The sequence below is a fragment of the Agromyces sp. NPDC058126 genome (assembly GCF_042884595.1).
Lineage (GTDB): Bacteria > Actinomycetota > Actinomycetes > Actinomycetales > Microbacteriaceae > Agromyces.
This window is the reverse complement of sequence record NZ_JBHVTS010000005.1, coordinates 185509-205804: the sequence shown is the minus strand read 5'-3', so window position 1 is coordinate 205804 and position 20296 is coordinate 185509. Positions and strand designations below refer to the sequence as shown.

Below are 20296 nucleotides of genomic sequence, written 5' to 3'. Positions count from 1 at the left end.
CGCGACCGGTTCGGGCGGAAGGGTGTGCGGCGGGCCGGCGCGAGGGCCGACCCGCCGAACGATCACGTCGCGTGCACGCAGGCCTCCTCCCGGCCCCCGACGCCTCCGGCGTCACAGCGGCCGACCGTCATCGCTTCGCCTTCGCGTCGACCAGGCCGTCGTACGCCCCGACGAGGCGGGACAGCGCAGCCACGACCTCGTCGTGGGTGCTCGTGTCCGGATCGAGCTCGTCGGCCGCGGCGATCGCGTTCTGGAGCTTGCGATAGGACACGGGTGTGACCGCGTCGGCCTCGATCGCCCCGGCCTTCTCGCGCACGTCGGCGAGCTGCTTGACGACCTTCCACTGCAGGTGGCCGGCCGCGGCCTTCAGCACGCGCAGCGCCTCCGCGACCTCAGCGGTCGTCGCGGCGGCAGCCGCATCGACGCGCTTCGCCGTGTCGAGCGCCCGCGTGAAGACGGCGAAGTCCATCGCGAGGTACCAGCCCGCATCGGCGGCGAGGGTCGAGTAGTTCGCGATCGCCGAGTGCAGCGCCGACTTGTCGACGGCGTACTCGAGCGAGAACCAGTCGAGGTTCCCGACGTAGGGCTGGGTCGCCGTCGGCGTGCTCAGGAGTGCGAAGTAGAGCGCGTGATCGCCGGTGATCTCGGACGGGAGCGCGACGGTCGCCGTGCCGTACGTGCCCCAGTTCGAGCCGGTCGGCTGCAGCGGGACGGTGACGAACGGTTCACCGGACATCTCGTCGAGGTAGACGGCGAGCCGGCCGTCGGCCACCTTGGTCGACGGGGCGTCGTAGCGCACGCTGAGCTTCGTCGCGCTGCGCTCCCCGAGGTCGACGTCGCGGTAGCGGATCCATGCGCCGTTCTTCGTGCCGGCGACCTGGCCGCCCACCGATCCGGCCTCGGTCTTGAGGTCGGCACCCGAGTAGTCGGTTCCGTCCACGAGCCCCGTGCCCGCGGCGTTCAGCATGCCGTAGCCGGTGCGGATCGATTCGAACTGCACCGTCTTCGAGGTCGCGACCGCATCGGCGGCGGCACGGAACTGGAACCAGTCGACGTTCGCGATCCAGCTCTGGCCCGAGGCGAGGGGCCCGGTGAAGACGAAGTACACGTCGTTCACGCCGCCGAGCTTCGCGATCTCCTCGGCGGTGAACGTGTGCGTGAGCGCCGTGTAGTTCGCCCAGCCGTTCGTCGTCGGCAGCGGGACCCTGGTCACGAGCGGACCGGTCGCCGAGCCGGTGCGGATCTCGACGGCGGAGTTCGCCGACGCGGAGCCGGGATTGTGCGCGTAGTCGATCACGACCGAGGCGAGCGGGGACTCGGAGAAGTCGAGCCCGCGGAAGGCGAGCCATGCCCCCGGCGAGACCCCGCCGACGTTCGTCCCGCTGCCGCCGGCCTCGGTCTTGAGCGACCCGCCGGACCACTGGTCGTAGGCCTCGGCCTGCAGCATCCGGTAGCTGTCGCCGCCGATCGCGAGGCGGTCGGCGGCCGCCCGCAGGAGCGCGAGGGCCGTGGAGAGCGTGCGCTCCGAGGACGCCTCGTCGTCGAGGGCCGACGTCGCCTCCGCCACTGCGGACTCGAGCGCCGCGAACGTCGCCGCGGAGTAGCCGTCGGCCGTCAGGAGGCGCGCGTCGTCGTACAGGGCCTGCAGCTCGGCGCGCGTGCCCGACGACGGCGAGACCGTGAACGGGTCGAGCGAGGTCGTCCCGGCACCGGTCACCTGGGCCGCCGTGGCGCCGTCGAGTGCGGAGTCGTCGAGGAGCACCGTGAAGCTCGAGCTCGTCGAGCGCTCGAGCTTGCCCTTGAACGTGACCTGCGCCGTCGTGTCGCTCATCCGCTGGACGGTGGCCGTCACGCCCGGGTCGAGACCCGGGAACGCGACGGCGCCCTTCGAGAGCGCCGGGCGGTTCTTGCCGGCGAACGTCGCACCCCCGCTGAGCGTGAGGTCGATCGTGCCCCGCACGGCCCCCTTCGCGTCCGCGGTGAGCGTCGTCGTGCTGGGCGTGAGGCGGTGGCCGGCGAAGCGGACCTTGAGCGCGAGTTCCCGCTCGGCCGCGCCGGGAACGGTGCCGGAGAAGGCGCCGGGCGCGATCGTGACGACGAGGTCGTCGGTCGAGTCGTCGACGAGATGCCGGGCGGCCTCGCCGGACAGGGTCAGGTCGAGCGTCTCGCTCCCCGACTTCGTCGCCACGAGCTCGAGCCCCTTCGGCAGGCCGGTCGCCTCGACCTGCGAGGACAGCTCGGAACCGACCTCACCGGTGAACGTCGCCCCGCTGACCTGCACGGAGATCGCGTCGTCGATCGAGCCGTCGTTCGCCGCGGACTCCTCGAACACCTGCGAGGTCGTGGAGACCGCGTCCTCCGGGTGGTAGAGCGCGCTGCTGACGTGGTCGTTGAGGGAGTCGGCCGCGACGCCGTCGGCGCCCCACGACGACGGGTCGGAGCCCATCGTGAAGTGCAGCACGCCGCCGGCGTTCATCTCCGCGGCGGTGAGCCAGGTGCGGTCCAACGGCCGGCCGTTGAGCGTCGCGCTCTGGATGTAGTGGTTCGTCGCGCTGACGCCGGGTGCCTCGACGACGAAGTCCCTGCCGCCGGGGTAGTGGATCGTCGTGCGGTCGAAGATCGGCGTCGTGATCTCGAACGAGTCGCCGCCCGCCACGACGGGGTAGAGGCCGATCGCGCTCGAGACGAAGTATCCCGACATGGTCCCGGCGTCGTTATCCATCGTCTGGAGCAGACCCTTGGGATCGTTCTGGAACACCATGCGTTTCGACGGCGTCGTGCCGCTGCCGTCGGCGGTGTAGCGCACGCACACGGGCTCGGTGACCGCCCGGTACGTCCAGTCCTGCGTGCGCGCGGGCTGTCCCACGTAGTTGTAGAGGAACGGCGCGTGCACGGAGATCTCGTTGGCGAACAGATGGAGGTTGCGCGTGCAGTCGTCGGGAGCCTGGTCGCCGAAGAAGTAGCTCACGGCCTTCGCGGCGTCGGACTTGCCGCCCATGAGGTCGACCATGCCGCCGAGGTCCTGGGCGTCGTACCAGTTGTACTGCCACAGCGTGCCCTGGTAGAGCCCGCTGCTCCAGCTCTCGGGGTTCTTCCGCGTGAAGCCCGCCGATGCGTCGTTGCTCGAGCGGGGCATCAGGAGGCCGACCTCGTCGACGCCCTCGGCGACGCCGGTGGCGGCCTTGGCGTTGGCGTCGTCCTTCAGGGCGTCCTCATCGAAGGCCTTCGCCCAGCGCGCGCCCTCGGCCCGGTAGTGCTCGGCGTCGGCCGTCTCGCCGAGCGCGTCGGCGATCACCGACAGGCCGTAGGCATCGTAGGAGTATCCGAGGAGGCCGCCGCTGACGGAGTTGAGGTTCGTGAGGCTCGCGGAGCTGCCGGTCTGCGCGACGAGCGCGGGATAGGCCCGTTCGAGCCCCTGCAGCTGGACGCCCTTCGAGATCGCGTCCGCCACGACGACGGGAGCGCGCTCCCACCGCACCGTCGGCACGGACTGCACGAGGCCCCCGACCGAGCCCTTGCCGCTCGTCGCGACGCTCGCGTAGAGGTCGACGAGCGACTGCACGACGTCGCGATAGACGTCGGGGTACACCGAGGCCACTGCCGCGTACTTGTGGAAGTCGTCCCACAGCGACCACGAGTCGTAGTGCGTGTAGCCCGAAGCCGGGTAGATGACGCCGTCGGCGCCCCGATACGTCCCGTCGGTCGAAGTCGCGTTCATCGGCGTGTTCGCGAGCCGGTAGAGGTGCGTGTAGAACTGGACCCTCAGGTCGCCCGTCGGGTCGTTCGTCGCGGTGGCGTCGACGTCGACCTTGCCGAGCCGCTCGTTCCACGCGTCCTTCGTCGCGGCGCGGATCTCATCGAAGGTCTTCCCGCCGACCTCGACGGCGGCGTCGCGTGCGGCCTGCTCCGCGCTCACCGGGGAGAGCGTGACCCTGAGCCCCACCGGCTCGCCCGCGTCGGCGTCGAAGTTGAGCACGACGCCGATGTCCGTGCCGTCCTGCGTGGTCGCGCTGGAGCTGAGTCCGGAGCTCCCCCACGTCTGCACGGAGGACGTCGGGACGGTGGTCTCGGCGTAGTAGAAGAGCTTGTACGCCGAGTTGTAGAAGAAGCCGGTGAAGGAGCCGGAGATCGTCGTGTTGCCGTCCGCGCTCGTCCCGACCACGAGGTCGGTGGCCTTGCGACCGTTGCCGGTGTGCTTGAGGTCGACGACGAGCGAGGCGTGGCCTCCGTCGTCGAAGGCGTAGTCGTGCACGCCCGTGCGCGTGGCGGCCGTCACCCGGGCGTCGATCTTCTTGCCCGACTCGTCGAGGCCGACCCGGTAGAAGCCGGCCGTCGCCGATTCGTCCTTGGCCCCGTCGCTCGTGCGGATCGCCTTGTCGTAGCTGCTCGTCGACGGCCGGGACGTGTAGCTCTGATAGGTGGGCACGACGAGCACGTCGCCCGCGCCGCCTCCGCCGCCGACGCCGTCGAGTGCGATGTTCGTGAAGCCTCGGAGGCTCTCGGCCGTGTACTCGTAGCCCACGTGGTTGCCGGGGGTCGTCGTCGGGGTGACCGTCGCCAGTCCGTACGGGGCGAAGGCCCCGGGGCCGTCCTGGCCGTGGTCGCCCTCGGTCCCGATGAACGGGTTCACGTACTGGGTGTAATCGGTCGGGCCGGTCGCGGCCTGGGCGGCATTCGCCGGCCCGGCCAGCGGCAGGAGGGCCGACGCCAGCAGCGCGAGCGCGGTCGGGATGGCGGTGAGTCGTGGGCGGGGGGCGCGGATCGACGGGCCGGGGTCCACCCGGGCCGCGTCCTGATAAGACAGCGCTGTCATACGGTGGACGGTAGCACGCTCGGCCGCGCGCGTCCAAACCCCGCATCCGACGCCCGCTCGCGCGCAGCCCGGCCGAGACCGCGCGTCACACGGGGCCGCCCCTCGATACCCTTGAAGCATGCCCGCGAACGACACCGTCTCCAGCCCTGCCCGTACCGCCTCCGCCGCCGGGCTCACCACGATCGCCGGCGACGGCACGGTGCTCGACGCGTGGTTCCCCGCGCCGCGACTCGGCTCAGAGGCATCCCCGCTCGCCGCCGAGCACGCCGCGCTCGCCGGCGACGACTCACGGCGCAACGTGCGCGTCGAGCAGCTCGAGCTCACGATCGACCTCGACGCGGCGCCGGCCGGCACGGCCGACGCGTACCTCCGCCTCCACGTGCTCTCGCACCTGCTCGCGGCGCCGAACACGGTGAACCTCGACGGCGTCTTCGGCCACCTGCCGGCGGTCGTGTGGACGAACGCGGGCCCGGTGCATCCCGCCGACTTCGACCGGCTGCGCCCCGCGCTGCAGCGCGCGGGCATCCACGCGACCGGGCTCGACAAGTTCCCGCGCCTGCTCGACTACGTCACTCCCGAGCGGGTGCGCATCGCGGATGCCTCGCGCGTGCGCCTCGGCGCGCACCTCGCGCCCGGCACCACCGTGATGCACGAGGGCTTCGTCAACTTCAACGCCGGCACGCTCGGCACCTCGATGGTCGAGGGCCGCATCTCGCAGGGCGTCGTCGTCGGCGACGGCAGCGACATCGGCGGCGGCGCCTCGATCATGGGCACCCTCTCGGGCGGCGGCACCCAGCGCGTCGAGATCGGCGAGCGGGCGCTGCTCGGCGCCAACTCGGGCATCGGCATCTCGATCGGCGACGACTCCGTCGTCGAGGCGGGCCTCTACGTCACCGCCGGCACGAAGGTCGTCCTCCTCGGCGGACCCGACGGGCGACCCCGCGCGGTCAAGGCCGTCGAGCTGTCGGGGGTGCCGAACCTGCTCTTCCGCCGCAACTCGCTGAACGGGCAGGTCGAGGCGCTGAGCCGTACGGGCGAGGGCGTGACGCTCAACGCGGCGCTGCACGCGTAACGGTTCGGATGCAGCTCGGCACTTCGCATCGGCATCGCACGATCGGCGACCCGCCGCTCGGCTAGTGTGGTGCTTCCGAGGCCGCCGCGTGGCGGCCTCGCATGCACCTCACGAAGGAGTGACGTGGGTACCGACGCCCCGAGGACCCGCCGCCATCGCGGCCTGAGCTTTCTCATCGGCCTGCTGATCACCGTGCTGGTGCTCGGCGTCGTGGGCGCGGGGCTCGGCTGGTGGATGGTGCAGCGTTCGTTCCCGACGACGAGCGGACGCGTCGACGTCCCCGGGCTCACCGCGAGCGTCACGGTGTATCGCGACGACGCCGGAATCCCCCAGCTCGTCGCCGAGACGAGCCGCGACCTCTTCTTCGCGCAGGGCTACGTGCACGCGCAGGATCGCTTCTGGGAGATGGACTTCCGCCGCCACGTGACGGCGGGCCGCCTCGCCGAGATGTTCGGCGAATCGCAGGTCGGCACCGACACCTTCATCCGGACCCTGAACTGGCGGGGCATCGCCGAGCAGGAGTACGAGCAGCTCGACGAGGAGTCACGCGCCTACTACGAGGCGTACGCCGAGGGCGTGAACGCGTACCTCGACGAGCGCAGCGGCGCCGACCTCTCGCTCGAGTACGCCGTGCTCGGCCTCCAGAACGGCGCCTACTCCCCCGAGCCGTGGACGCCCGTCGACTCGATCGCCTGGCTCAAGGCGATGGCGTGGGACCTCCGCTCGAACCTCGGCGACGAGATCGATCGGGCGCTCCTCGCCTCGGAGCTGCCCACAGAAGAGGTCGCGCGCCTCCACCCCGACTTCCCGTGGGGCAGGATGCCGACGATCGTCGGGGGCCCGATCGCCGCGGCACCGGCGGCCGCCTCGGTCACCCCGCTCGACGAGTCGGGCGAACCGGTCGCCGAGGCACCGTCGGGCGGCGAGGCGGACGCCTCGGCGCCCGAGCACCTCGCGGCGCTCACCTCGCTCGCGCAGACGATCGACGGCATCCCCGAGCTCCTCGGCCCCGAGGGCGGCGACCTCGGCTCCAACTCGTGGGTCGTCTCCGGCGCCCTCACCGAGAGCGGCAAGCCGCTGCTCGCGAACGACCCGCACCTCGGCCCGGCGATGCCGTCGATCTGGGCGCAGATGGGCCTGCACTGCGCGGTGGTGAACGACGCCTGTCCGTTCGATGTCGCCGGCTATTCGTTCTCGGGGCTGCCGGGCATCGTGATCGGCCACAACGAGCGCATCGCGTGGGGCTTCACCAATCTCGGCCCCGATGTCGCCGACCTCTACCTCGAACGGATCGAGGGCGACGCGTACGAACTCGACGGCGCGATGGTGCCGCTCACGATCCGCGAAGAGGTCATCGAGGTCGCGGGCGGCGACCCCGTCACGATCACGGTGCGCTCGACCGGTCGGGGGCCGATCGTCACCGACATCGGCTCCGACTTCACCGCCGTCGCCGCGGCCTCCCCCGCAGCGTCCGGCGCTCCCGAGGGCGAGTACCAGGTCTCCCTGCAATGGACGGCGCTCACCCCGGGCACCACCGCCCAGGCGATCTTCGCGCTCGACCGCGCGCGAGACTGGGAGGGGTTCCGCCACGCGGCCTCGCTCTTCGACGTGCCGTCGCAGAACCTGATCTACGCCGACGACGCGGGCACCATCGGCTACCAGGCGCCTGGCAAGATCCCCGTGCGCAAGTCGGGCGACGGCACCGTGCCGATGCCGGGCTGGACGAGCGAGAACGGCTGGTCGGGCATGGTGCCGTTCGACCAGTTGCCGAGCGTGCAGAACCCGCCCGCGGGTTACATCGTGACGGCGAACAACGCCGCGGCGGGCCCGAAGGGCCCCCTGCTCACGATGGACTGGGACTACGGCTACCGCGCGGCCGGCATCGACAAGCTGATCCGCGAGCGACTCGACGCCGGCGAGAAGCTCACGGCCGACGATCTCCTCGCCATGCAGCTCGACACGAGCGACATGAACGCGCAGCAGTTCCTGCCGTTCATCACCGAACTCGCGGCCGGCCTCGACGGCGACGCCGCGCGCGGCGCGGCCCTGCTCGACGGCTGGGACGCGAAGGCCGACGCCGACAGCGCCCAAGCCGCCTACTTCGCCGTGTTCTGGCGCACGCTGCTCGACGACATGTTCGGCGGGCTGCCCGACGAGAGCCGCCCCCAGGGCGGCGACCGCTGGTTCAGCGTCGTCGGCACGCTGCTCGGCGAACCCGAGAACGCCTGGTGGGGCGACGGCGGACGCGACGCGGCCATCACCAGCGCGCTCGACGCGGCGTGGGGCGAGGCATCCGAGCTCATGGGCGGCGACGCCGCCTCATGGACCTGGGGCGAGCTGCACACCCTCACCCTCACCAACCAGAGCTTCGGCGAGTCGGGCATCGGCCCCATCGAGTGGCTCTTCAACCGCGGGCCGTACGAGCTCGGCGGCGGATCGGCCGTCGTCAACGCGATCGGCTGGGACGCGAGTCTCGGCTACGGCGTGGACTGGGTGCCGTCGATGCGCATGGTGGTCGATCTCGACGACCTCGACGAATCGCGCTGGATCAACCTCACCGGCGCATCGGGGCATGCCTTCAACCCGCACTACGACGACCAGGCGCCGCTCTGGCAGCGCGGCGAGACCCGGCCGTGGCCGTTCACCCTCGACGCCGTCGCGGAGGCCGCGCACGACACGCTCGTGCTGCGGCCGGCCGGCTGAGACGGGTCACCCCAGGCGCACGCACGCGAACGGCCCCGATTCCGAGGAATCGGGGCCGTTCGGGCGGTGCGGTCGCTCGGCGCGCGCCGGGCTCAGACGCCCGGGTAGTGCCGTTCGGGCTCACCCGTGTAGAGCTGCTGCGGGCGACCGATCTTCGTCTGCGGGTCGAGGTTCATCTCGCGCCAGTGCGCGATCCAGCCGGGCAGGCGGCCGATCGCGAAGAGCACGGTGAACATGCGCGTCGGGAAGCCCATCGCCTTGTAGATGACGCCGGTGTAGAAGTCGACGTTCGGGTAGAGGCGGCGCTCCTTGAAGTAGTCGTCCTCCAGCGCGAACTGCTCGAGCTCCTTGGCGATGTCGAGCAGCGGGTCGTTGACCCCCAGGCTCTCGAGCACCGCGTCGGCCGACTGCTTCACGATCTTCGCGCGCGGGTCGTAGTTCTTGTAGACGCGGTGTCCGAAGCCCATGAGCTTCACGCCGTCTTCCTTGTTCTTCACGCGCTCGACGAAGCGGCCGACACCCTCGCCCGAGTCCTGGATACGCGCGAGCATCTGCAGCACGGCCTCGTTCGCGCCGCCGTGCAGCGGGCCCGAGAGCGCCTGGATGCCGGCGGAGATCGACGAGTACAGGTTGGCGCCGGTCGAGCCGACGAGGCGGACCGTCGAGGTCGACGCGTTCTGCTCGTGGTCCTCGTGCAGGATGAGCAGGCGATCGAGCGCCTTCGCCAGCGTCGGGTCGATGTGATACGGCTCGGCCATGTTGCCGAAGTTCAGGCGCAGGAAGTTCGGCACGAAGTCGAGCGAGTTGTCGGGATAGAGGAACGCCTGCCCGAGGCTCTTCTTGTGCGCGTACGCGGCGATGACCGGCAGCTTCGCGAGCAGGCGCAGCGTCGTCAGCTCGACGTGGTCGGGGTCGTGCGGGTCGGACGAGTCCTCGTAGTAGGTCGACAGGGCCGCGACCGCACTCGAGAGCACCGACATGGGGTGCGCGGTGTGCGGCAGTGCCGAGAAGAAGCGCTTGAGGTCTTCGTGCAGCAGGGTGTGGCGGCGGACCTTCTCGTCGAACTCGGCGAGCTGGTCGGCGCTCGGCAGTTCGCCGTAGATGAGCAGCCACGCGACCTCGAGGAAGGTCGAGTGCTCGGCGAGCTCCTCGATCGGGTAGCCGCGGTAGCGGAGGATGCCCTGTTCGCCGTCGATGTAGGTGATCGCCGACCGAGTCGATGCGGTGTTGACGAACCCGTAGTCGAGACCGGTGAGGCCGGTCTGCCGGGTCAGCGTCGAGAGGTCGAGGCTGGAATTGCCCTCGACGGCGCGTCGAACCGGGAACTCGGCGGTCCCGCCGGGGAAGCTGAGGGTTGCGGTCTCGGGGTTCTGCCCCGCCGCGGGGTTCACGACGTCGCTCACGGCGCCTCCTGTGATCGTCACTTGCGCGGTCACCTGCTTTCAGGGCCGTCGGCGTAGGGTCGGCTGCGGCCCGACCTACAGCCTAGACGTGCTCGGGGCACACTGTCGCATCCACCAAGAGATCCTTGTATACATTGGTTGGTCGTCACAGCGACCGGATGCCTCGTGGTGACCGGAGGCTACGAGCCCGCGGCCGCTCGCAGGCGCTCGGCGGCGGCGGCGATGCGCTCGTCGCTCGCCGTGAGCGAGAGCCGGATGTGCTCGGGGTAATGGACCCCGTAGAAGTGCCCCGGCCCGCCGATGATGCCGAGATCGGCGAGACGGCCGATCGACTCCCAGGCGTCGCGGCCCTCGGTCGCCCAGAGGTAGAGCCCCGCCTCGCTGCGGTCGATGCGGAACCCGGCCGCCTCGAGCGCCGGCAGCAGCAACTCGCGACGGGCGCGGTAGCGCGCCTTCTGCTCGGCGACATGGGCATCGTCGCGGAGCGCGGCGATCATCGCCTGCTGGAGCGGCTGCGCGAGCATGAGCCCGGCGTGCTTGCGCACGTTCGTGAGCCGGCCGACCACCGTGCGGCAGCCCGCGAGGAACGCGGTGCGGTACCCCGCCATGTTCGACTGCTTCGAGAGCGAGTACGCGACGAGCGTGTTGCGCCGGCTGTCGCCCACGACCCGGGGGTCGAGCAGGCTCGGCACCGGGGCATCCGCCCAGTCGCCCGCCCAGCCGAGCTCGGCGTAGCACTCGTCGCCGACGATGACCGCGTCGAGCTCGAGGGCCCGCTCGCGCGCCGCCCGCAGCTCGTCGATCGACAGCACGCGGCCGTCGGGGTTGCCCGGGCTGTTCAGCCACACGAGCTTCGTGGCCTCGGGCCACTCGGCGGGGTCGTCGCTCGCCATCGCGGTCGCCCCCGCGAGCACCGCGCCCATCTCGTAGCTCGGGTACGCCGCCTTCGGGTGCACCACGACATCGCCCTCGCCGAGCCCGAGCAGGAACGGCAGCAGCGCCACGAGCTCCTTCGAACCGACCGTCGGCAGCACGTTCTCGCGACCGAGCCCGGTGACGCCGCGGCGTCGCGCGAACCAGGCGACGATCTCGTCGCGCAGCTCGTCGGTGCCGACCGTCTGCGGGTAGGCGTGGGCGTCGCTCGCGGCGGCGAGCGCCTCGCGCACGACGGCGGGCGTCTCGTCGACGGGCGAACCGATCGATAGGTCGACGACACCGCCCGCGTGCGCCGCGGCTCGCGCGCGGTACGGGACCATGAGGTCCCACGGGTAGTCGGGCAGCTCGCGCCCAGCCACGGTCAGTGGCCCTGCGGCGGGAGGGCGGCGATGATCGGGTGGTCCATCGCGATGACCCCGACCTTCGCGGCGCCGCCGGGCGAGCCGACGGCCTCGACGGTCGCGGTCGAGATCTCGAAGAACTCGACGTTCGCCTTGTAGTAGTCGGCCCACTCGTCGGGCAGGTCGTCTTCGTAGTAGATCGCCTCGACCGGGCACACCGGCTCGCACGCACCGCAGTCGACGCACTCGTCGGGGTGGATGTAGAGCGAGCGCTCACCCTCGTAGATGCAGTCGACCGGGCACTCGTCGATGCAGGCGCGGTCCTTCACATCGACGCACGGGAGGGCGATGACATAGGTCACGGTGGTTCGTGCTCCTTCGGAGAGGCGGGGACTTCAGTCTATGCGTGCGCGTCGGCCGCCGCGCGCGAGCGGGCACGCGAGGGCAGCTCGGGCCAGGCGACGATGAGCACGCCGATCAGCGCCGGCGCGACCGCCCAGACGGTGCCGGCGAGGTCGCCCGCGACGAGCACCGAGCCGCCGGGGCCCGGAAGCGTGAGGACGGCCACGATGACGACGATGCCGGCCGCGGTCGCGGCGGCGGTCGCTCGCCCGTGCGTCAGGAGGCGGACGCCGAGGATCAGGGCGGCGACGCCGACGAGCGCCGCGATGAGGCCCCACGGGATCGCGACCTCGCCGATGCGGAGCACGTGACGATGGCCGACCGTCGCGACCGCCCCGTAGACGACACCCACCACCGCCGCGATCAGCAGGCCGCCGATCCGGCTGGCGAGCGAGAGGCCGCCGGCCTCCGTGTGGTCGCTCACGGTGCCGTGGTGACCGTGTAGGAGACCGTCTCGCCGTCGGCGGCGAGGAGCACGAGGTACGTGCCGTTCGAGTACACGAGCGCGTCGGCGCCGCTGCCCGGGAGTTCCGTGTTCTTCGTGAAGCCCGCACCCTCGAGCTTCGCGACCGCGTCGGCGGTCGGATCGGCGGCGGTCGTCGTGATCATCACGATCCAGCCGTCGGCGCCGCCCGTGCCCGCACCGAGCGCGATCGTGCCGTCGACGAGGGGGATCTCGGACGGGAAGTCGCTGGGCAGCTCGCCGTCGAGGCTGACCTCGCCACCCGTCGCGTCTTCGATCGCGCCCTCGACGCCGTTGTTCACGAGGTCTTCGATCGGGTTGGCGCAGCCGGTGAAGAGGGCGGCGGACAGCGCGGCGATCGCGACGGCCGCGGCGGCCCGGCGTGCAGTGACGAGGCTCCTGGACATGGCCCCGAGTCTACCGGGGCGTGCTGCGGGCTCGACCGGTGCCGTAGCGTGGAGCCGACACCGCCCGACGGAGAGGATCGACGACGATGACCGATGGCACGAGCCCCGTGACGGCCGAGCAGCCCGAGGTGCGCGTCGAGCGCGACGGACCGTTCGCGATCGTCACCATCGACCGCCCCGCGGCCCTCAACGCGCTCTCTCCCGCCGTGCTCGCCGCCCTCGCCGACGCCTTCGCCGGCCTCGCCGGCGAGGGCCCCGCGGTCCGGGGCGTGCTGCTCACGGGTGCCGGCGGACGAGCCTTCGTCGCGGGGGCCGACCTGCGCGCGCTGGCCGGCCGCACGCCGGCTGAGGGCGAGGAGGCGGCCGACGCCGGCCACCGCGCCGCCGCCATGATCGAGTCGCTGCCCGCGCCGGTGATCGCGTGCGTCGACGGCTTCGCCCTCGGCGGCGGACTCGAGCTCGCGCTCGCGTGCGACTTCATCTACGCCACGGACGCCTCGTCGTTCGGCCAGCCCGAGGTCAAGCTCGGACTCATCCCCGGCTTCGGCGGCACGGTGCGACTCCCCCGCGCGGTCGGGCTCGCGCTCGCGAAGGAGCTGATCTACACCGGCCGCCGCATCGGCATCGAGGAGGCCGTCGCCGCCGGTCTCGTCGCCCGCCGCTTCGCCGATCGCGAGGCGCTGTTCGCGGGTGCCCGCGAGATGCTCGAGCTCATCGCCCAGAACGCCGCGCCCGCGGTCGGGCTCGCCAAGCGCGTGCTCGTGGATGCCACGGGGCAGCCCACGGCGACCGCCACACTGCTCGAGATCGAGGCCTTCGGCGACGCGTTCCGCACCGACGACATGCGCGAGGGCGTAGCCGCCTTCCTCGAGAAGCGCGAACCCCGCTTCACGGGCGCCTAGGCCCGAGACGGAGCGAGCCCGCCGAGACCTCGCGGGGTCTCGACGGGCTCGTCGATCAGAGGGTCGGCCGAGACTCAGCCGACGTGGGCGGCCAACCAGGCGAAGCCGTCGAACCGCACGCCGTCGCTGCCGAACATCTCGAGGTGGAGGTGCGGGCCCGTCGACTGGCCGGTCGTGCCCACGAGGCCGATCTGCTGACCGGCGGTGACGCGCTGGCCTTCCGAGACCGTGAGCGAGCCGAACTGCATGTGCCCGTACGAGCTCGTGACGACCTGGCCGCCGATGTTGTGCTGGACCTCGACGTTCACGCCGAGGCCCCCGCCGTTCTCGGTCGCCAGCACGACGACGCCGTCGGCGATCGACACCACCGGGGTGCCGTCGCCCGGGTTGAAGTCGACGCCGTCGTGGTTCGTCGAGCAGCCACCGCAGGGTGCTTCGCGCGGGCCGAAGCCGGAGCTGCGCCGGTCGGGGTTCTGCACCGGCCAGACGACGGCGCCGGTCTCGACGAGCGAGACGGCGCCGACACTGGCGACCTGGGAGACGATGGGCGGCGGCGCCTCGTGCACGTCGTAGGCCTCGGAGGCGAGGGTCGACTCGACCGCATCGCTGCCGACCTCGACGGTCTGCGGGGTGAAGCTCACCGTGTCTTCGACGGGGGCGTACACCGAGGCGCGCTGCTCGACGTCGGTCGCGGTGATCGCGAGTGCGGGCACGCTCGTGGCGACGATCATGCCGCCGGTGAAGGCCATGGCGATCACCGAGAAGGTCTGGCGGGCGCTGAACCGGGGAAGAACGCGTCGGCGACGGGGGGTCGTCGTCGGGGTGGAGTCGGGGGTGGTGGCCGCGCGGCGGCCGCGTTGGGGGAAGGAAGTCATCACAGGTTACGTATGAGGGGGTCGGGTTTCGTGGCGAAACTGGTTCGAGATCGAGACAATCTCATGTACCGTACGCAGCGATTCTGGGAGAAAGCTCCGATACGCATGCATGAAAGCCGGGCATCCCACCAACGCGAAACGCGGATGCCACGGGGGCGACCCCGTGGCATCCGCGTTGCAGCTGCGTCGTGCGCGGCCGATCAGCCCTGCTTCTTCAGACGCGAGGTGATGCGCGCACGCGCCGTCGCGTCGAGCTCGACCTTGCGGATGCGCACCGCCGTCGGCGTGACCTCGACGCACTCGTCCTCGCGGGCGAACTCGAGGCACTCCTCCAGCGAGAGCTGGCGCGAGGGCGTCATCGACTCGAAGGTGTCGGCCGTCGACGAACGCATGTTCGTGAGCTTCTTCTCCTTCGTGATGTTGACGTCCATGTCGTCGGCGCGCGAGTTCTCACCGATGACCATGCCCTCGTAGACCTCTTCGGTCGGGTTCACGAAGAAGGTCATGCGCTCCTGCAGGGCGATGATGGCGAACGGCGTGACGACGCCCGAACGGTCGGCGACGATCGAGCCGTTGTTGCGGGTGACGATCTGGCCGGCCCACGCGTCGTAGCCGTGCGAGATCGCGTTCGCGATGCCCGTGCCGCGGGTCGTGGTCATGAACTCGGTGCGGAAGCCGATGAGGCCGCGGCTCGGAACGATGAACTCCATGCGGACCCAGCCGGTGCCGTGGTTCGACATGTTGTCCATGCGGCCCTTGCGGGCGGCGAGCAGCTGGGTGATCGCGCCGAGGTACTCCTCGGGGGCGTCGATCGTGAGGTGCTCGAAGGGCTCGTGCGTCTTGCCGTCGACCTGCTTCGTGACCACCTGGGGCTTGCCCACGGTGAGCTCGTAGCCCTCACGACGCATCTGCTCGACGAGGATCGCGAGGGCGAGCTCGCCGCGGCCCTGCACCTCCCACGCGTCGGGGCGGCCGATGTCGACGATCTTCAGCGAGACGTTGCCGACGAGCTCGCGGTCGAGGCGGTCCTTCACCATGCGTGCCGTGAGCTTGTGGCCCTTGACCTTGCCGACGAGCGGCGAGGTGTTCGTGCCGATCGTCATCGAGATGGCGGGCTCGTCGACCGCGATGACCGGGAGCGGGCGGACGTCCTCAGGGTCGGCGAGGGTGTCGCCGATCATGATGTCCTCGAAGCCCGCGACCACGGCGATGTCGCCGGGGCCGGCGCTCTCGGCCGGGTAGCGGTCGAGCGCCTTGGTGAGGAAGAGCTCGGTCACGCGCACGTTCTGCACGGAACCGTCGTGCCGGACCCAGGCGACCGTCTGGCCCTTCTTGATGGTGCCCTGGTGCACGCGGAGGAGCGCGAGACGACCGAGGAACGGCGAGGCGTCGAGGTTCGTCACGTGCGCCTGCAGGGGGTGCTCGTCGTCGTAGGTCGGCGCGGGGATGTGCTTGAGGATCGCCTCGAAGAGCGGCTCGAGGTCGCCGTTGTCGGGCAGTTCGCCGTTCTCGGGCTTCGTGTGGCTCGCGGCGCCGTTGCGGCCCGAGGCGTAGACCACCGGCACGTCGAGGATGGCGTCGAGGTCGAGGTCGGGCACGTCGTCGGCGAGGTCGGAGGCGAGACCGAGCAGGAGGTCCTGGCTCTCGGCGACGACCTCGTCGATGCGCGCGTCGGGGCGGTCGGTCTTGTTGACGAGGAGGATGACCGGCATGCGGGCCTCGAGCGCCTTGCGGAGCACGAAGCGGGTCTGCGGCAGCGGGCCCTCGCTCGCGTCGACGAGGAGCACGACGCCGTCGACCATCGACAGGCCGCGCTCGACCTCGCCGCCGAAGTCGGCGTGGCCCGGGGTGTCGATGACGTTGATCGTGATGGGCTCGCCGCCCGCGTGCTCGCCGTTGTACGTGATCGCCGTGTTCTTGGCGAGGATCGTGATGCCCTTCTCGCGCTCGAGCTCGTTCGAGTCCATCGCGCGCTCCTCGATGTGCGCGTGCGCGTCGAAGGAGTTCGTCTGGTTGAGCATCGCGTCGACGAGCGTCGTCTTGCCGTGGTCGACGTGCGCGACGATTGCGACGTTGCGCAGGGAGTTACGGGTGGCGTTCGCCATGGATGGGTTCCTCGCGGTGAGGCATCCGGTCTGATCGACCACCCGGAAACGGGCTCGGCCGGGCGCCGCGGATGCGCTGGATGGGAGTCTGTGGGAGCGCGGACGACCGTGAATCGACGGTTCGCGCCAAGCAATCCTACCGTGCGCACCCGGGTGAATGCCGAACGCCCGGCATCCGTGGGTCGGATGCCGGGCGTTCTGGACGTGCGGAGCTACGCCCCGAGCTTGATGTTCGCGCCCGGGATCGCCGCGAGCAGGTCGCGGGTGTACTGCTCCTTGGGGTTGTCGAACACCTCGTCGGTGGTCGCCGCCTCGACGATGCGACCCTTCTGCATCACGCAGACGTTGTCGGCGATGACGCGCACGACCGCGAGGTCGTGGGTGATGAAGAGGTACGTCAGGTTGAGCTCGGCCTGCAGCTCGGCGAGCAGACGCAGGATCTGCGCCTGCACGAGCACGTCGAGTGCGGAGACCGCCTCGTCGAGGATGACGATCTCGGGCTTGAGCGCGAGCGCACGCGCGATGGCGATGCGCTGGCGCTGGCCGCCCGAGAGCTCGTTCGGGTAGCGGCTCACCAGCGTGCGCGGCAGCGACACCTGGTCGAGCAGCTCGAACACGCGGTCGCGACGCGACTTGGCCGTGCCGATCTTGTGCGTCGTGAGCGGCTCGGCGATCGTGTTGCCGATGTTGCGCAGCGGGTTCAGCGAGCCGTACGGGTCCTGGAAGACCGGCTGCATGCGGCTGCGGAGACCGAACATCTCCTTGCTGCTCACGCTCGCGAGATCGTGACCGCCGACGACGATCTTGCCGCTCGTCGCGTCCTCCAGCTTCAGGAGCATCTTCGCGACGGTCGACTTGCCCGAACCGGACTCGCCCACGAGCGCCATGGTGGTGCCCTTGGGGATCTGGAACGAGACGTCGTCGACCGCGGTGAAGTCGCCCGAACCGCGGATCTTGAAGACCTTCGTGAGGTTCTCGACCACGATCGCCGGCGGCTGCGACGCCGCGGCCTCGAGCGCCTCGGCGCGGGCCTCGGCCGTCGCGAGCAGGTCGATCGTGTCACCGGCCGCCGCCGAGGCGTCGGCCGCGATGGAGGACTCGGCCGCCGCGATGCTGCCCGTCGCCTGGATCCGCCGCGAGGCGAGGCTCGGGGCGGCGGCGACGAGGCGCTGCGTGTACGGGTGCTGCGGGTTCTGCAGGATCTGCGCGGACGGGCCCGACTCGACGACCTGGCCCTTGTACATGACGAGGAGCTGCTCGGCGCGCTCGGCCGCGAGGCCGAGGTCGTGCGTGATGAACAGCAGCGTCGTGCCGAGTTCGCGGGTGAGCGACTCGAGGTGGTCGAGGATGACCCGCTGCACCGTCACGTCGAGCGCCGAGGTGGGCTCGTCGGCGATCAGGAGCTGCGGGTTCGCCGCGAGGCCCATGCCGATGAGCACACGCTGGCGCATGCCGCCCGAGAACTGGTGCGGGAACTGCTTGAGGCGCCGGTCGGCGTCGTGCAGGCCGGCCTCCTTCAGCACCTGGATCGCGCGCTGCTTGACCTCCTTGCGGCCGCTGGCGATGCCGTTCGCACGGATCGCCTCCTCGACCTGGAAGCCGATCGACCACACGGGGTTCAGGTTCGACATCGGGTCCTGGGGGACGAACCCGATCTTGCGACCGCGGATCTCCTCCATCTCCTTCTGCGGAGCCTTGGCCAGGTCCTGCCCGTCGAGCAGGATCTGCCCGCCCGAGATGTGGCCGGTGCCCGGGAGCAGGTTGATGATCGCGTGCGCGGTCGTCGACTTGCCCGAGCCCGACTCGCCGACGATCGCGAGGCTGGAGCCGCGCTCGAGCGTGAAGCTCACACCGCGGACCGCCTGCACGAGGCCGGTCTGGGTGCGGAATGCGACCTCGAGGTCTTTGACTTGGAGCAGGGGGGTGCTCATCGCTGTGCCCTCGCCTTCGGGTCGAGTGCGTCTCGAATGACTTCACCGAGCATGATGAACGAGAACACGGTCAGGGAAAGCGCGATCGACGGGTAGATCAGCACCTGCGGAGCGGTGCGGAGCGTCGTCTGCGCCTGGGCGATGTCATTGCCCCACGACATGATGCTCGAGGGGAGCCCCACGCCGAGGAACGAGAGCGACGCCTCGGCGACGATCGCACCCGCGAGCGAGATCGTCGCGATCACGATGACCGGCGCGATCGAGTTCGGCACGACGTGGGCCCACATGATCTTGAACCGCGACACGCCGATCGCCGTGGCGGCGGTGACGAAGTCGGAGTTCTTGACCCGCAGGATCTCGGATCTCAGCACACGTGCTGTCGCGGGCCAGGCGAAGATGCCGATCGCGAGGGAGATGACCCACACGTTGCGGTAGTTCGCGAGCACCGACATGATGACGACGGCGGCGAGGATGTAGGGGATCGAGAAGAAGATGTCGCCGAGGCGCGAGAGCACTCCGTCGACCCAGCCGCCGTAGTAGCCCGCGAACGCACCGAAGAGCACGCCGAGGGTGAACACGAGGACGGTCACGATGATGCCGACCGCCAGCGAGGTGCCGGCGCCGTAGACGATGCGCGCGAACACGTCGCAACCCTGGCGGGTGAACCCGAGCGGGTGCCCGGGGACGGGGGCGCCGTTGCTGTTCGCGAGCAGGCAGCCCTCGCTGGGCGACTCGTTCGTGAACAGGCCCGGGAAGAGCGCCACGAAGACGATGAGCAGGATCAGCGCGGACGAGATCCAGAACATCGGACGACGACGCAGGTCGGCCCAGGCGTCGATCCAGAGGTTCGACGGCTTGCCCTCGGCCTTGATGGAGTCGATGGCTTCGAGCGGCGTCTCCTCGAGCGGAGCGACGTAGTGCTCGATGCGGGGTTTCGATGAAGACGTGTCAGGCATAGCGGATCCTCGGGTCGAGCACGGCGTACAGAAGGTCGATCAGGAGGTTCACGATGAGGTAGAGGAGCACCATGATCGTCACGAAGGACACGACCGTGGGGCCTTCGCCTCGGATGACCGCCTGATAGAGGGTGCGACCGACGCCGGGCACGTTGAAGATGCCCTCCGTGATGGTCGCGCCCACGAGCAGCGTGCCGAAGTCGGTGCCGAGGTAGGTGACCACCGGGATCAGCGAGTTGCGGAGGATGTGCACGGGGACGACGCGTCGTCGCGTGAGCCCCTTGCTGTACGCGGTACGGACGAAGTCGAGGCCGGAGGTCTCGATGACCGAGGAACGCGTCAATCGCACGATCTGGGCGAAGCTGATCGTCGCGAGCACGATGGCCGGCAGGATCAGGTCTTCGAGCGGGGCTCCGGTGCCGACGGTCGGACTGAACCAGCCCCACTGGATGCCCATGAAGTACTGGGCGACGAAGGCGATCACGAAGATCGGCAGCGAGATGAGCACGAGGCTCACCGCGAGGCCGGTCGCATCGAAGATGCCGCCCTTGCGCAGACCGCTGATGAGGCCGACGGTGATGCCGGCGACCATCTCGAAGAAGATCGCGAGGAGGGCGAGGCGGATCGTCACCGGGAAGGTGCGTGCGAGCACCTCATTGACCGGCTGACCAGAGTAGGTCACGCCGAAGTCGCCCTGGAAGATCCCGAGCAGGTAGTAGAAGTACTGCACGATGAACGGATCGTTCAGGTGGTACTGCTCGCGGATCTGGTCGATCACGCCGGGGGCCGGCGGACGGTCGCCGTAGAGCGCCGCGATCGGGTCGCCCGGCATGGCGAAGACCATGAAGTAGATGAGGAAGGTGGCTCCGAGGAGCACGGGGATGATTTGGAGGAGGCGCTTTCCGGTGTACCAGAGCATCAGCGCTCCTCAGGGTGTAGTGCTGAGAGCATTTTGGGCCGCAATCACAGAATCGATCGGATATCAGC

The 20296-nt window shown here is 70.3% G+C and carries 14 protein-coding genes; 3 read left to right on the top strand and 11 right to left on the bottom strand.

Going from position 1 to position 20296, the window contains the following annotated elements; genetic code table 11:
* Positions 1-127: 127 nt before the first annotated feature.
* On the bottom strand, positions 128-4813 hold the full coding sequence (locus ACFVTR_RS15900; protein ID WP_387038853.1) for a GH92 family glycosyl hydrolase: 4686 nt from the start codon (positions 4811-4813) through the stop codon (positions 128-130).
* Between the two features lie 118 nt (positions 4814-4931).
* Here ACFVTR_RS15900 and dapD point away from each other — a divergent pair, with 118 nt between their 5' ends.
* Positions 4932-5885 (top strand): 2,3,4,5-tetrahydropyridine-2,6-dicarboxylate N-succinyltransferase, encoded by a 954-nt coding sequence (dapD, locus tag ACFVTR_RS15895; protein WP_387038851.1) that lies wholly within the window; start codon positions 4932-4934, stop codon positions 5883-5885.
* 123 nt (positions 5886-6008) lie between these two features.
* The gene (locus ACFVTR_RS15890) at positions 6009-8588 is read left to right on the top strand and encodes a penicillin acylase family protein (RefSeq protein ID WP_387038849.1); all 2580 of its coding nucleotides are present in this window, start codon (positions 6009-6011) and stop codon (positions 8586-8588) included.
* A 92-nt stretch (positions 8589-8680) separates the two neighbouring features.
* Here the strand turns inward: ACFVTR_RS15890 and ACFVTR_RS15885 are convergent, their stop codons facing one another.
* The 5 genes from ACFVTR_RS15885 to ACFVTR_RS15865 all read right to left on the bottom strand — a co-directional run bounded on the left by ACFVTR_RS15885 (position 8681) and on the right by ACFVTR_RS15865 (position 12540).
* A complete protein-coding gene (locus ACFVTR_RS15885) occupies positions 8681-9991 on the bottom strand; it encodes a citrate synthase (RefSeq protein ID WP_387038847.1) in 1311 nt (436 codons plus the stop codon).
* 179 nt (positions 9992-10170) lie between these two features.
* Positions 10171-11286, bottom strand: a complete 1116-nt coding sequence (dapC, locus tag ACFVTR_RS15880) for a succinyldiaminopimelate transaminase (RefSeq protein WP_387038845.1) — start codon at positions 11284-11286, stop codon at positions 10171-10173.
* Positions 11287-11288: 2 nt separating this feature from the next.
* Positions 11289-11630 carry a ferredoxin gene (gene fdxA, locus ACFVTR_RS15875; protein WP_376947462.1) on the bottom strand — a complete coding sequence of 114 codons (342 nt, stop codon included), beginning with the start codon at positions 11628-11630 and terminating at the stop codon, positions 11289-11291.
* Between the two features lie 38 nt (positions 11631-11668).
* The gene (locus tag ACFVTR_RS15870; RefSeq protein WP_387038843.1) at positions 11669-12094 is read right to left on the bottom strand and encodes a hypothetical protein; all 426 of its coding nucleotides are present in this window, start codon (positions 12092-12094) and stop codon (positions 11669-11671) included.
* Entirely contained in the window at positions 12091-12540 is a 450-nt protein-coding gene (locus tag ACFVTR_RS15865; protein ID WP_387038840.1) for a hypothetical protein, read from the bottom strand. The genes ACFVTR_RS15870 and ACFVTR_RS15865 overlap by 4 nt, the downstream gene beginning before the upstream one ends.
* Before the next feature lie 86 nt (positions 12541-12626).
* On the opposite strand from ACFVTR_RS15865, the gene ACFVTR_RS15860 reads away from it, so the two are divergent.
* Positions 12627-13442: an enoyl-CoA hydratase/isomerase family protein gene (locus ACFVTR_RS15860; protein WP_387038838.1), complete on the top strand. Its 816-nt coding sequence runs from the start codon at positions 12627-12629 to the stop codon at positions 13440-13442.
* A 74-nt stretch (positions 13443-13516) separates the two neighbouring features.
* Here the strand turns inward: ACFVTR_RS15860 and ACFVTR_RS15855 are convergent, their stop codons facing one another.
* The 5 genes from ACFVTR_RS15855 to ACFVTR_RS15835 all read right to left on the bottom strand — a co-directional run bounded on the left by ACFVTR_RS15855 (position 13517) and on the right by ACFVTR_RS15835 (position 20228).
* Complete coding sequence (locus ACFVTR_RS15855) at positions 13517-14317, bottom strand: M23 family metallopeptidase (RefSeq protein ID WP_387038835.1); 801 nt, start codon at positions 14315-14317, stop codon at positions 13517-13519.
* A gap of 200 nt (positions 14318-14517) precedes the next feature.
* Complete coding sequence (gene typA, locus ACFVTR_RS15850; RefSeq protein ID WP_387038834.1) at positions 14518-16422, bottom strand: translational GTPase TypA; 1905 nt, start codon at positions 16420-16422, stop codon at positions 14518-14520.
* A gap of 212 nt (positions 16423-16634) precedes the next feature.
* Positions 16635-18353, bottom strand: coding sequence for a dipeptide ABC transporter ATP-binding protein (locus tag ACFVTR_RS15845; protein ID WP_387038833.1), 1719 nt, complete (start codon positions 18351-18353; stop codon positions 16635-16637).
* Entirely contained in the window at positions 18350-19309 is a 960-nt protein-coding gene (locus tag ACFVTR_RS15840) for an ABC transporter permease (protein WP_387038832.1), read from the bottom strand. The genes ACFVTR_RS15845 and ACFVTR_RS15840 overlap by 4 nt, the downstream gene beginning before the upstream one ends.
* The gene (locus ACFVTR_RS15835; RefSeq protein WP_376947446.1) at positions 19302-20228 is read right to left on the bottom strand and encodes an ABC transporter permease; all 927 of its coding nucleotides are present in this window, start codon (positions 20226-20228) and stop codon (positions 19302-19304) included. The genes ACFVTR_RS15840 and ACFVTR_RS15835 overlap by 8 nt, the downstream gene beginning before the upstream one ends.
* Positions 20229-20296: the final 68 nt, after the last annotated feature.